Raw genomic sequence first — 13,135 nt, forward strand, 5'->3', positions numbered from 1 at the left:
GGTGATGTCATGTAACATCTGAACGTGTAATAGATGTTATTTTGTAAATCTTGTAAAAACATAGGTCAGCGGTTCTGACCTTGATGAGCCTGGAGATCTGAGACATGCCCGCCGAGTCCGGCAAGAAACTCTTCGTCGGCCCGCGCTTCCGGCGGATCCGGCAGCAATTGGGGCTGTCGCAGACCCAGATCGCCGAGGGGCTCGGGATCTCGCCGAGCTATGTCAACCTGATTGAGCGGAACCAGCGCCCGGTCACGGCGCAGATCCTGCTGCGGCTGGCCGAGACCTACGACCTCGACTTGCGCGATCTCGCCACCGCCGACGAAGACCGCTTCTTCGCCGAGCTGAACGAGATCTTCTCCGATCCCTTGTTCCGGCAGATCGACGTGCCCAAGCAGGAGCTGCGCGACCTCGCCGAGCTCTGCCCGGGCGTCACCCATGCGCTGCAGCGGCTCTACGCCGCCTATACCGAGGCGCGCCAGGGCGAGACGCTGGCGGCGGCGCAGATGGCCGACCGCGACGTCGGCACGCGCTTTGAAGCCAATCCGGTCGAGCGCGTGCGCGAGCTGATCGAGGCCAACCGCAACTATTTTCCGGAGCTGGAGCAGGCCGCGGAAAACCTGCGCGACGAGCTGAACGTGCCCGCCGAAGGGCTGTACGCCGCGCTGGTCGCGCGCTTGCGTGAGAAGCACTCGATCCAGACCCGCATCATGCCGGTCGACGTGATGCGCGAGACGCTCCGCCGCTTCGACCGTCACCGCCGTCAGCTGCTGATCTCGGAGCTGGTCGATCCGCCCGGCCGCGCATTCCAGCTCGCCTTCCAGCTTGGCTTGGGGGAATGCGCGCAGGCCCTGGAGACAATCATCGGCCGTGCCGGCCCGCTGGACGACGCGCCGCGCCGGCTGTTCCGGATCACCCTCGGCAATTATTTCGCGGCCGCCGTGATGATGCCCTACCCGGCGTTCCTCGCGGCCGCCGAAGCGCTGAACTACGACATCCACGTGCTGGCACAGCGCTTCAATTCCGGCTTCGAGCAGGTCTGCCACCGCCTCACCACGCTGCAGCGGCCGAACGCGCGCGGCATTCCGTTCTTCCTCTTGCGCGTCGACAATGCCGGCAACGTCTCCAAGCGTTTCTCCTCCGGCACGTTCCCGTTCTCGAAATTCGGCGGCACATGTCCGCTCTGGAACGTGCACTCGACCTTCGACACGCCGGATCGCCTGCTCAAGCAGGTGATCGAGCTGCCCGACGGCACGCGCTATTTCTCGATCGCGCAGATGGTGCGCCGCCCCGTCGCGCCGCATCCGCTGCCGCAGCCGCGCTTCGCCATCGGCCTCGGCTGCGAGATCCGCCACGCCGCGCGCCTGACCTACGCCACCGGCATGGACCTGGAGAAGGCCGAGGGCACCCCGATCGGCGTCAACTGCCGCCTCTGCGAGCGCGAGAACTGCGCCCAGCGCGCCGAGCCGCCGATCACGCGCACGTTGATCCTGGACGAGACGACGCGGCGGGTGTCGAGCTTTGCGTTCTCGAATGCGCGGGAGTTGTGAGGGGACGCAGATGCCTCCTCGTCATTGCGAGCGAAGCGAAGCAATCCAGACTGTCTCCGCCGTGACAGCCTGGATTGCTTCGTCGCCTGCGCAAAATTGCTTCGCAATTTTGTCGCGGGCTCCTCGCAATGACGCGAAGTCACGCCAGCGTATGCACGATCACCGGCCCCGCCACGGCGCGCGCGTCGCCGGCGAGCAGCGGGCCGAGATCCTTCTCGATCCAGGCGATGGCGCGCTTGTTCGCCTCCTCGGCCTGCTCGAACTTGTCGAAGATCGAGATCGCGGTGACCGTGTCGTCGCCGGCATAGACGACGTAATAGGCGCGGAAACCCTCGACGTCGCTGATGATGGGAACGGCACCGTCCTTGATGCGGCGCGTCAGCTCTTCCGCGCTCCCGCTTTTCGCCTTGGCCTGACGGATGGCGGCATACATGGCATCCTCCCCTTCCGGCTGTCTGGACTTCCGGGCCTGTTGCCCGGAGGCGGATGTTACGCCGAACCGTGCCGCCGATCCACGCTTGGTTAATCCTCTCCTAATCCATCTCCGCGATCTGCAACCAACGGTTAAGCACGCCTCAACATCAGCGCCTTAGTCTCGCCGCACTCACTTTTCGCAAACAAGGGCGGCCTAATCTGCCGGGCGAAGTGACATCAGGGGGTTCATCATGCGCATTGCGTTGCTGCTGACCGCAACCATCGTCGGCGCGCTGTTCGCCAATCCGTCCCGTGCCGGGTCGCTCGATGCCGACGCGGCGCAGTCGCTGCCGCCGGGCTTCCAGAGCTATCGCGGCTACATGTTCGACCTGTCGGAGAATTCCGACCGCAAGGACGTCGACAAGCTCACCGACAATCTGAAGCAGCAGATCGACGCCGTCGAAGCGGCCGGCCTGTCGCCCCGCGTGCTGCGCTTCTTCCGCACCGTGCCGATCATCGCGAGCGAGCTCGCCTGCCTCGATGAGGGCGCCGCAACCGCCTGCTACGGCCGCGTCGCCCCCAACGTCGAGCGCCGCGTGCCGCGGACGCTGACGGTGTGGGATCCTGCCAAGCAGCGCTGGACCAATCCGAATGCCGTCGACCTCGCGGTCGATTCCGGGCTCGGCGTGATCATGCTGCGGCCCGACATGATGCGCTACGAGAAGGAGGCCGTGCTGCTGCACGAGCTGCTGCATGCCTATCACGCGCGGCTGCTACCCGACGGCTACGCCAACAAGGGCGTGATCGCCTATTACGCCCTGGCCAAGTCCAAGGATCTCTTGCCCAAGGAATCCTATGCGATGAAGAATCCCATGGAATTCTTTGCGGTGACCGCCAGCATCTTCCTGGCCGGCAAAAGCGAATTCCACGATCCGAAGTCGCGCGAGGCGCTCAAGGAGAAGATGCCGGACTATTACAAATACCTGGTCGGCGTGTTCGGTTTCGACCCCGAGCCGGCAGCCTCGAACGGCCCGGTCGCCTCGCTCAAGTGAGCGGAAGGCGCCAAGCCAAGCCAAAGAGCCGCGCGAACAGCGCGGCTTTTTTGTTTCGCACGCCGGAAGCTGCGGATGACGCACCGCCGGGAATTGCCAAGGCGGGGTCCGATCTGCATAGTCCCGCCCGCATCGATAGCGTTTTTCGAAGGGGATGAGAGAACATGGCGGACGCCGACCTGGATGTCGTGATCCGGCAACTGGCCAGACAGCTGCATACGGGCCTGATGACCCGTGCCAAGGAGCGGCGGGATCGCTTCAACAGCCTTGCGGCCAAGGCCAAGGGCAAGGAGACCGGCGAGCGCTTCAAGATGATGGCCAAGGCCACCATGGAGCAGGCCAATGCGGCCGCCAAGCGCCTGCAGATGTCCGCCGACAACGTCGCCGACAGCTACGCGCGATCGATGCGCCTGGCCGCCAGCACGCCTGTTACTGTGAAGGCGGAGAAGAAAGCAAAGGACGAGAAGCCGGCGAAGAAGGCCGCAAAGAAAGCGAAAGCGAAAAAGAAGACGTAGTCGTTGTCGTTGCGCCTCCCCGATCGCCGCCGCGGGATTGGCGATCTGGAGGCTCGCCGGCCTGTCTACCTTATCATCTCTGGCTTGATCGGATCGCCGCGTTGCGCGTTTGCGACACGCTCCCGCGTGCCCGCTGCAATCGGGCCGGCCGCGACCTCAACGATTCCTCCCGCCCTAAAGCGCGATGCGATTAGGATGAATCGTCATCGCGCTTTAGGCTATTGATTGAGCATGATCTTTTCGGAAAACCGCTGCACACTTTTCCGGATCATGCTTTAGCATGTGCTGCTCGAACACAGTCGAGCGACATCCTCACATGTATCGCCTCAAGCTGTCGAGAAATCGCTGTTTCTCGCCAGGCGCGTAGCCTTGGGACGCTCCATAATAGGGTTCATTGAACTGATTATATGGTGCAGCCCGGTACTGGATCGGCGGCCTCGGTGGCGCGTAGGTCTGGCGATGATGACGCCGAGAGTTCCCTCTGGCTGCCGCACCGGCGTAATACGGATTGAGGACGCACATCTGACCGTTTGCCGATGCCCTGCATTGGTCCATCGTCGTGAAGCTGCATCGGTAGTAAGGGGTCATTCCGCGAGAAACCACGTTCAAGCAAACGGGAAAAGCCGGGTCATATCTTTGAGCCCGAGCGTCTCCCGCTGTCAGGGCGATACCCACGGTCAAAATCGTCAAAGCCCATTTGCACATTGGAAGCTCCTCCAAGCGCGTACGACACGGATGCACTCTGGCCCCGGACAGTAGAGATCCAACTCATATTAGCCTAGTTGGTTCATGCGCGCAGCAGGCAGCCGACAGTCGTGCTCTCGCATCTCTCACCTGTCGCGCCGCTATACGGCAAGCCACCTGTCCTACAGACGCATCGTAGGGTGGGCAAAGCGAAGCGTGCCCACGCGTCTGTTGTCGTATTGAAACAATCGTGGGCACGGCGCGAAGTGCGCCTTCGCCCACCCTACTACGATTCCGGGGTCGCGGAGAGACTCCCCTCACCTTCGCGGCGCTGCAACCTGTGTCGGCTCGGCGCTGGCGAGTTCCGCGAGCTTGGCGCGCGCGGCCTCTCGCGCGTGAGCGTCCTTGCCGGCGGGCAGCGCCAGCGCGGCCTCGAAATCGGCGCGAGCGTCGTCGGCCTGGCCGCGGGCGAGGAACGCAAGGCCGCGATCGAGACGGGCCTGCGCATCGGAGGGATCGAGGCGGACGCCCGTGCTGTAGCTCAGGATGGCGCGGTCGAGATCGCCGGTGGCGGCAAGCGCGAGACCGCGCTGGTGATAGGGTGCGGCGAGCTTGGGATCATGCGCGATCGCCTCGTCGTAATCGGCAATGGCAAGCTCGAGGTCGCCGTTCTGCCGGCGCGCCAGCGCCCGGTCGCGATAGAGCGAAGCGCGGTTGGGATTGAGGTGGATGGCCTGGTCGAAATCGGCGATCGCCCGCCTGAAGTCGCCGTGACGCAGCGCGATCCGCCCGCGCCCCGCATAGGCGAAAGCGATCAGCGAGCCGCGCAACGGCGAGAAGCCGATCACGGCCGAGCAGATGTCGGGATCGTCCTCGTCGCCGCAATTGACGACCATGTGCGTGGACAAGCCGACGAGCACGCAAAGGACGATCAGCAATGGTACGGCAAATCTGGTCATCTTCGACGGTGGCAGGCGGCGGGCCGGCCACGCATCCCCTTTCGAAGAAATGGTCACGCCGAGGTGTTAACACCGGTCGGGACGCCCCTGTGTGCGCCAGATCACAAAGCCGGCCGCAAATCCTTGCCGGTTCCGTCAGCCCCAAGGACCACGTGAAGATCCGCGTGAAGAGGAGCGGCCCCAGGGACCGCGCGGCGGATAGTTCTCGTTGGCGCCGACCGACGGCGCCGCACGCGCGCCGAGCTCGGCCGCGAGTTGCTGGAGCGCGGCGACGCGGTTCTGCGTCGAGGGGTGGGTGGCGAACAGATTGTCCACGCCATGACCCGACAGCGGATTGATGATGAACATGTGCGCGGTCGCAGGGTTTCGCTCAGCCTCGACGTTCGGCACCTGGTGCGCGGCACCCTCGATCTTCACCAGCGCGGAGGCCAGCCACATCGGCTGTCCGACGATGCGCGCGCCGAGATTGTCGGCGGCATATTCGCGGGTACGGCTGATCGCCATCTGCACCAGCATGGCGCCGAGCGGAGCGAGGATCATCAACAGGATCGAGCCGATGATGCCCGGACCGTTGTTGTTGTCGCGGTGGCCGCCGAAAAACATGCCGAACTGGGCGAGCATCGAGATCGCGCCGGCAATGGTCGCGGTAATAGTCATCAGCAGCGTGTCGTGATGCTTGATGTGCGCGAGCTCGTGCGCGATGACGCCGGCGAGCTCCTCGCGGCTGAGCTGGTTGATCAGACCGGTGGTGACGGCGACCGCGGCGTTTTCCGGATTACGGCCGGTTGCGAACGCGTTGGGCTGGACCTCATCCATTACGAACACGCGCGGCATCGGCAGACCCGCGCGGCCGGCAAGCTCGGCGACGAGGCCGACCAGCTCCGGCGCGGTCGAACGATCGACCTCATGGGCGCCGTACATCGACAGCACCATGCGGTCGGAGTTCCAGTAGGTGAAGAGATTGGTTGCGGCGGCAATGACGAGCGCGATCATGGCGCCCGAGGCGCCGCCGATCAGATAGCCGACGCCCATGAACAGGGCGGTCAGGCCTGCGAGCAGCATTGCGGTACGAAGATAGTTCATGGCCGTCTCTCCTGGAGCGGCCGCGGGCGCGAGCCTCTGGCCGGCTCCCCCGAAGTATGAATGCCGCCGACGACCGCAAGGTTCGTGCGTCGCCGGGCCGCAGATCCATCGCAGGTGCGGCCAGCCTTTCCACTCCCGCTAAACCTTGACGGGGATTTGTGCAAAAACACACGTGGAGACTTAGCAACCTAGAAAGCGCGGGGTTGGCTTAATCCGCGGTAACCGGGCACGTCGCACGGTTTTGTGCATTGACCGGTTCCGTTGGCATCTCGTCAGCAAGGTGACCGTCATGATGGACCGCTCACGCGCCGCTTCCGTCGACCCTACATCCACTCCCTCCCCTAACGAGAGCAAGTCTGACGCGAAGGGCTTGCAGGAGGCACTGCACGAGCAGCTGTTCGCCCACGACGAAGCCGGCCACCAATCCGATGGGCAGACTGCGCCGGAACCAGAACGCCGCCGGCTGTATCTGCGGCGCGGGGCCAAGATTGCCATCGGGCTCGCCATCATCGCCGTGTTCGGCTGGCTGCCGCTGCGCGCGATCTGGGAGCATTCGAGCGTCGAGGCGGTGCTGAATTCCCGCCTCGTCACCTTGCGCACGCCGATCGGCGGCCGTGTGGCGGCTGCTCAGCGCTTCAGCGACCAGGCCAAGCTCGAAGCCGGAACCGTGGTTCTGCGCGTCGTGAACTCGCGCAGCGATCGGACCCGGCTCGACGATCTCCGGCGGCAGAAAGCGCGCCTTGAAAACGAACGGCCGAGCCTTGCCGCCAAGCTTGCCTCGGCGAAGGCCGCACAAAAGGATCTTGCGCGGCAGGCCACCCAATTCCGCGAGGGGCGCGTGCTCCAGCTCGAGGCGCGCATTGCGGAGATCCAGACCTCGATCGAGGCGGCGGCCGCGCGGCGGGACGAGGCCAGCGCCGCTGTCGAGCGCGCCTCCTCGCTGGCGAAATCCGGCAATGTCTCGACGGTCGAGCTGGCGCGCCTGACGCGCGAGCTTTCGGTCTCGCAACAGACCGAGCTCGGCGCGCGCAAGCGGCTGGACGCGGCCAAGGTCGAGCTTGCCGCGGCACAGAACGGCTCCTTCCTCGGCGACAGCTACAACGACCGGCCAAGCTCGGTGCAGCGCGAGGAAGAGATGCGCCAGCGCGCCGGCGACCTCGAGGCCGATCTTGCACGCACCGACACTGAGATCGCCTGGCTCGCCAACGAGATCATCGTGGAAGAGGTCCGCTTCGCCGATCTGTCCGAAGCCAACATCACGACACCCGTCGCAGGACCGGTCTGGGAGATGATGACCTCGCCGGGCGAGGACGTGCAGGCCGGTCAGCCCCTGCTCAAAGTGCTCGACTGCAGCGGCGCCGTCATCACCGCCAATGTCACCGAGAACGTCTACAACCGCTTGCAGCTCGGCGATCGCGCCACCTTCGAGCCGAATGATGGCGGCGAGCCGATCTCCGGCAGCGTGGTCAATCTGACCGGCGCCGCCGGCGCGCCCGCCAATCTCGCGATCAATCCGGATGCGCTGAGCAAGGAGCCCTATCGCGTGACCGTGGCATCACGCGATGCCGCCGCCCGCGCCTGCACCGTCGGACGCACTGGCCGCGTCGTGTTCGCCCGGCACGAGACCACGCCGTGACGACGGCGCTGACGCCCGGCATGATTGCGCTCGGCGCGTTCATGGCGATCGTGCCGCTGCTCAGGCGCGATAGCACGATGGCGCGCTCGTTCCTGGCCGTCGTATCGGTGGCGTTGCTGCTGCGCTATCTTCATTGGCGTGCCACGTCGACGCTCCCGCCACCGCATCTGACTATCGACGCCGTGATCGGTTACCCTTTCATGCTGCTGGAGGCGGCCTCGCTGGTCGCGGTCGCGCTATCGCTGTTGTTCCTGAGCCGGACGCGCGACCGCACCGGCGCGGCGAGGATCGACGACCGCGCCACCGACCCGCGCGCACCATTGATCGATGTCTTCATCTGCACCTACAACGAGGAACGATCGATCCTCGAGCGCACGATCATCGGCGCGACCGGTATGGACTACGGCAACTATCGCGTCTGGGTGCTCGACGACGGAAGACGGCCCTGGCTGCGGCGCCTGTCGGGCGAGCTCTGCTGCCATTATCTGACGCGGCCGGACAACCGGCACGCCAAGGCCGGCAATATCAACCACGCACTCAAGCATGTCGGCGCGCTGCCGGAGCGGCCGGAGTTCGTCGCCATTCTCGATGCGGACTTCGTGCCGCGGCCGGACTTCCTGGCGCGCACCATCTCGCTCATGGACGATGCGTCGGTCGGGGTGGTGCAGACGCCGCAGCACTTCATCAATCCCGACCCGATCCAGACCAATCTTGCCGCGACTGACGTCTGGCCCGACGAGCAACGATTCTTCTTTGACATCCTCATGCCGGCGAAGGATGCGTGGAGCGTCGCGTTTTGCTGCGGCACCTCATCCCTCATTCGCTACGCCGGGCTGGTGCAGATCGGCGGATTTCCGACCGACTCGGTGACCGAAGACTACCTCGTCACCCTGCGCCTGAAGGAATGCGGCCTCAACACGATCTATCTCAACGAGCGCCTGACGATCGGGCTCGCGCCCGAAGGCCTGAAGGAATACATCACCCAGCGCGCGCGCTGGTGCCTCGGCTTGATGCAGATCGTACGCGGCCGCAGCGGACCGCTCTCGCGGAAGTCGAAGCTTGCCTTCATCGACCGGCTCTCGCTGGTCGACGCGTTCTTGAGCTGGGCCGCGGTCTACACCTCGAAGGTGGCCGGCCTTGTGGTGCCCTGGCTGTTCCTGCTGTTCGGCATCAAGGCTGTCCGGGCCGACCTGACCGAGCTATTGCGCATCTTTCTGCCGTTCTATGTCTGGAACAGTCTCACCATGGCCTGGCTGTCGCATGGCCGTTCGCTCGCCATGATGACGGATGTCTCGCAGCTCATCGCGGCGCCCGCCGTGCTCAAGGCGGTTGCGACCGGCCTGTTGAAGCCGAAAGGACACAAGTTCAAGGTCACCGCGAAAGGCGGCGACCGCGACAGGCGCTTCGTCGAATGGCCGCTGCTGCGTCTCTATGGCACCGCCCTCCTCATCACGCTTGCGGCCATCGCTTACGCCTTCATCCTGCACCTGCGCGGCGAGAACATCGCCTATGGCGGATTGGCGCTGGCCTGGAGCCTCTACAACGCGCTCATTCTCACCGTGGTCTGCTTCGTCTGCATCGAGCAGCCGCGCAAGCGCAAGGCGGAGCGGTTCAATCGCAATGAACCGGTCCTTTTGCGCCAGGATGGCAGGTCCCATCTCGCGCGGCTCGCCGACATCTCCATCACCGGGGCCCGCCTGATCGATCCCGATCCGCCGAGGCCCGGCAGCACGATCGAATGCCGGATCTATGGCCGCTCGATCGCGGCGATGGTAGTGCGGCGGACGACGGACGGATTCGCGGTGCGGTTCGAGGAGGGCCTGGACACGCGCGTGCACGCGATCAGGGCGTTTTATGCCGGCGAATATGTGCGCGCCTATCAGGGCGTCAAAGCGCTCCCGGTCGGCAAGGCGCTGCTGATGCGGCTGTTTGGATAGGCATGATCTTCTCGGAAAACCGCTTCGCACTTTTCCGGATCATGCTTTAGACTTCGGGCGAATCCACGCCTGCCCTCCCCGCCGGAACCCCCATGCTCCAGACCCGATTCGCGATCGCGGCCGTCGCGCTCCTCGCATGCTCCGCCACCGCCTCTGCCCAGTTCGCTCCGCCGCCCGCAAGACCCGCGGCGCCCAAGGCCAGTGCGCCGTCGCCGCGCGCGGCCTCCTGCCATAACGGCGCGAGCTTCGATCGCTTCCTCGCCGACGTGAAGCAGCAGGCCATCGCCGCCGGCGTGTCGCAGCGGACGATCGCGGACACATCGCCCTATCTCGTCTACGACCAGGGCATCGTCAACCGCGACCGCGGCCAGCGCGTGTTCGGCCAGCTCTTCACCGAATTCGCCGGCCGGATGGCCGCGCCCTATCGCATGCAGAACGGGCAGCAGCACATCAAGCAATACGCCGCGGCGTTCGCACGCGCGGAGAAGGAATATGGCGTGCCGCCCGCCGTGATCGCCGCGTTCTGGGGCCTCGAGAGCGATTTCGGCGCCAACATGGGCAACCTGCCGACGCTGAAATCGCTGGTGTCGCTGGCCTATGATTGCCGCCGCTCGGAGATGTTCGTGAACGAGACCATCGCGGCGCTGAAGATCATCGACCGCGGCGATCTGCATCCCGAGGAGATGATCGGCTCCTGGGCCGGCGAGCTCGGCCAGACTCAATTCCTGCCCGTGCACTACGTCAACTACGCCGTCGACTATGATGGCGACGGACGCCGCGACCTGTTGCGCTCGCCAGCCGACGTGATCGGCTCGACCGCGAACTACATCGCAAACGGACTGAAATGGCGGCGCGGCGAGCCGTGGCTGGAGGAGATCAAGGTGCCGCCGAACCTGCCGTGGGAGAAGACCGATCTCACCGTGCGCGAGCCGCGCTCGACATGGACGCAACTGGGCGTCACTTATCCCGACGGCCGCCCCTTGCCGAACGACAATCTGGCAGCGTCCGTGCTGCTGCCGATGGGACGCTTCGGGCCGGCCTTCATGGCCTATCCGAATTTCGCCGCCTACACCGAGTGGAACAACTCGCTGATCTATTCGACCACCGCGGGCTATCTCGCCTCGCGCATCGCCGGAGCGGCGCCGATGCGCAAGCCGGCGGCGCCGGTCGCGCAACTGCCATTCAACGAGCTCAAGGAATTGCAGCAGCTGCTGGTGCGCGCCGGCTTCAACGTCGGCAAGGTCGACGGTGTGCTGGGACAGCAGAGCCGCGCCGCGGTGAAAGCGATGCAGGTCAAATACGGCCTGCCAGCGGATTCCTGGCCGACCGCCGAGCTGCTCGCGCGCATGCGCGGCGGCACGGTGCAGGCCCAGCCACAGGCGACGGTGCGGTAGAATTTTCGCACCGCACAAGCCGTTTCCACGATTGTATTATTCCATGAGGCTCCCATGTGAGTGGCTCAGGTTTCCTCCTGAGTTTTCCCTCATTGAAGAGAGCATCACATGTCCTTCTACGACGCCGTCGTTCCCGCCTATTTGCAAATGCTGAACAGCATGATCGGCCTGCTTACCAAGGCCGAGGCGCATTGCGCGGCCAGGAAGATCGAGCCGAGCGTCCTGCTCGGCTCGCGCCTCTTCCCGGACATGCTGCCGCTGTCGCGGCAGATCCAGCTGGTCAGCGACTATCCGACCAGAGGCTGCGCGCGGCTGACGCAAAGCGAGGTCCCCTCGACGCCCGACACCGAAACGAGCTTTGCGGAGTTGAAGCAGCGGCTGGCGAAGACGATCGACTACGTCAAATCCTTCAAGCCTGAGCAGTTTGAGGGCGCCGCAGCCAGGGACGTCACCTTTCCGGTCGGCCCCGGCAAGACCATCACCATGACGGGACAGCAATTCCTGACCTCGTTCTCGCTGCCGAACCTCTATTTCCACGCAGCGATCGCCCACGGCATCTTGCGTCACAACGGCGTCGAGATCGGCAAGCGCGATTTCATGGGCGCGAACTGATTTGTGAAATCGCACGGCCGCGACAGCGGAAATCCGCTGTCGCCGCCGAAATTGCACATGAATTATGCTACGCGGGCGCTGCCGCGTAGCTCGCCTGCACTTTCCGTATGGCTCATCCCTTGCGCCTGATGTCGCGATGCACAAGTGTTCGAGACCTCTCACCGCCTGGAAGCATTCCCATGAGCCGTTCGACCAAATTGTTTGAGACCTACAAGCTCGGCCCGATCACGCTGGCCAACCGCCTCGTCATGGCGCCGCTGACGCGTAATCGCGCCGTACCCGGCAGCTTCGTGCCCGGTCCGCTCGCCGCCGATTATTACGCCCAGCGCGCGTCCGCGGGCCTCCTCATCACCGAGGCGAGCCAGGTCTCGCAACAAGGTCAGGGCTACCAGGACACACCCGGCATCTATAGCAAGGAGCAGGTCGCCGGCTGGCGCAAGGTCACCGACAAAGTGCATGAACGCGGCGGCAAGATCTTCATCCAGCTCTGGCATGTCGGCCGCATCTCGCATATCGACCTGCAGGCGAATGGCGCAGCCCCGGTGGCGCCGAGCGCGATCCGCGCCAAGGGCAAGACCTTCGTCAATGGCGGCTTCGCCGACGTCTCCGAACCGCGCGCGCTCGAGCTCTCCGAAATCCCTGCAATCATCGACGACTTCAAGCGCGCCACGAAGAATGCGCTGGAAGCCGGCTTCGACGGGGTCGAGATCCACGGCGCCAACGGCTATCTGCTCGAGCAGTTCGCCAAGGACGGCACCAACAAGCGCCTAGATGCCTATGGCGGCTCGATCGAGAACCGCGCGAAGCTGATGCTGGAGGTCTCCAAGGCGGTCGTCGCCGAGGCCGGCGCCGAGCGCACCGGCATCCGCATCTCGCCGGTGACGCCGGCCAACGACATCTCGGATTCCAACCCGCAGGCCCTGTACGATCACATCGTCGACGGCCTCAGCGCGCTGAAGCTGGTTTATCTTCATGTGGTCGAAGGCGCCACCGGTGGGCCGCGCGACGTCGCGCCGTTCGACTATGCGTCGTTGCGCAAGCGCTTCAGTGGCGCCTACGTCGCCAACAATGGCTACGATTTCGACCTCGCGACCAAGGTGCTGGCCGCCAACGCCGCCGACCTCATCGCCTTCGGCAAGCCGTTCATCTCCAACCCCGACCTGGTCGAGCGGCTGAAGCAGGGGGCGACGCTGAACGACTGGGACAAGAATACTTTCTACGGCGGCGGCGCCAAGGGGTATACGGATTACCCGACGCTGGCGGCCGAGCCGGCGGAGTAGGCCCACGCAATCACTGTCA

Annotated in this window: 12 protein-coding genes; 8 read left to right on the forward strand and 4 right to left on the reverse strand. The window is 64.8% G+C overall.

Features of this window, described 5'->3' with window-relative positions; genetic code table 11:
* Nucleotides 1-104: 104 nt before the first annotated feature.
* Nucleotides 105-1,550, forward strand: a complete 1,446-nt coding sequence (locus ACNJYD_RS32010) for a helix-turn-helix domain-containing protein (RefSeq protein WP_172785886.1) — start codon at nt 105-107, stop codon at nt 1,548-1,550.
* A 139-nt stretch (nt 1,551-1,689) separates the two neighbouring features.
* Here ACNJYD_RS32010 and ACNJYD_RS32015 read toward each other — a convergent pair whose 3' ends face one another.
* The gene (locus ACNJYD_RS32015) at nt 1,690-1,983 is read right to left on the reverse strand and encodes an antibiotic biosynthesis monooxygenase (protein WP_018648871.1); all 294 of its coding nucleotides are present in this window, start codon (nt 1,981-1,983) and stop codon (nt 1,690-1,692) included.
* 232 nt (nt 1,984-2,215) lie between these two features.
* Between ACNJYD_RS32015 and ACNJYD_RS32020 the strand changes: the two genes are divergently transcribed.
* Together ACNJYD_RS32020 and ACNJYD_RS32025 are read left to right on the forward strand one after the other, a co-directional pair.
* Nucleotides 2,216-3,016: a hypothetical protein gene (locus ACNJYD_RS32020; protein WP_260380351.1), complete on the forward strand. Its 801-nt coding sequence runs from the start codon at nt 2,216-2,218 to the stop codon at nt 3,014-3,016.
* Between the two features lie 164 nt (nt 3,017-3,180).
* Nucleotides 3,181-3,531: a hypothetical protein gene (locus ACNJYD_RS32025; RefSeq protein WP_260380352.1), complete on the forward strand. Its 351-nt coding sequence runs from the start codon at nt 3,181-3,183 to the stop codon at nt 3,529-3,531.
* Nucleotides 3,532-3,843: 312 nt separating this feature from the next.
* On the opposite strand, the gene ACNJYD_RS32030 is transcribed toward ACNJYD_RS32025, so the two are convergent.
* The 3 genes from ACNJYD_RS32030 to htpX form a co-directional block, all read right to left on the reverse strand.
* On the reverse strand, nt 3,844-4,236 hold the full coding sequence (locus ACNJYD_RS32030) for a DUF3551 domain-containing protein (protein ID WP_212259038.1): 393 nt from the start codon (nt 4,234-4,236) through the stop codon (nt 3,844-3,846).
* Between the two features lie 296 nt (nt 4,237-4,532).
* On the reverse strand, nt 4,533-5,174 hold the full coding sequence (locus tag ACNJYD_RS32035) for a tetratricopeptide repeat protein (RefSeq protein ID WP_439364356.1): 642 nt from the start codon (nt 5,172-5,174) through the stop codon (nt 4,533-4,535).
* A gap of 135 nt (nt 5,175-5,309) precedes the next feature.
* On the reverse strand, nt 5,310-6,257 hold the full coding sequence (htpX, locus tag ACNJYD_RS32040; protein ID WP_212259036.1) for a zinc metalloprotease HtpX: 948 nt from the start codon (nt 6,255-6,257) through the stop codon (nt 5,310-5,312).
* A gap of 370 nt (nt 6,258-6,627) precedes the next feature.
* Between htpX and ACNJYD_RS32045 the strand changes: the two genes are divergently transcribed.
* From ACNJYD_RS32045 to ACNJYD_RS32065, 5 genes are all read left to right on the forward strand, one after another.
* Entirely contained in the window at nt 6,628-7,893 is a 1,266-nt protein-coding gene (locus ACNJYD_RS32045; RefSeq protein ID WP_439364357.1) for an HlyD family secretion protein, read from the forward strand.
* Nucleotides 7,890-9,830 carry a glycosyltransferase gene (locus tag ACNJYD_RS32050; protein ID WP_439364358.1) on the forward strand — a complete coding sequence of 647 codons (1,941 nt, stop codon included), beginning with the start codon at nt 7,890-7,892 and terminating at the stop codon, nt 9,828-9,830. The genes ACNJYD_RS32045 and ACNJYD_RS32050 overlap by 4 nt, the downstream gene beginning before the upstream one ends.
* A 92-nt stretch (nt 9,831-9,922) precedes the next feature.
* Nucleotides 9,923-11,224 (forward strand): lytic murein transglycosylase, encoded by a 1,302-nt coding sequence (locus ACNJYD_RS32055; protein ID WP_439364359.1) that lies wholly within the window; start codon nt 9,923-9,925, stop codon nt 11,222-11,224.
* Nucleotides 11,225-11,332: 108 nt separating this feature from the next.
* A complete protein-coding gene (locus ACNJYD_RS32060) occupies nt 11,333-11,836 on the forward strand; it encodes a DUF1993 domain-containing protein (protein WP_172785877.1) in 504 nt (167 codons plus the stop codon).
* A gap of 179 nt (nt 11,837-12,015) precedes the next feature.
* Nucleotides 12,016-13,116 carry an alkene reductase gene (locus ACNJYD_RS32065; RefSeq protein ID WP_439364360.1) on the forward strand — a complete coding sequence of 367 codons (1,101 nt, stop codon included), beginning with the start codon at nt 12,016-12,018 and terminating at the stop codon, nt 13,114-13,116.
* Nucleotides 13,117-13,135: the final 19 nt, after the last annotated feature.

Source organism: Bradyrhizobium sp. SPXBL-02 (assembly GCF_051853065.1).
Lineage (GTDB): Bacteria > Pseudomonadota > Alphaproteobacteria > Rhizobiales > Xanthobacteraceae > Bradyrhizobium.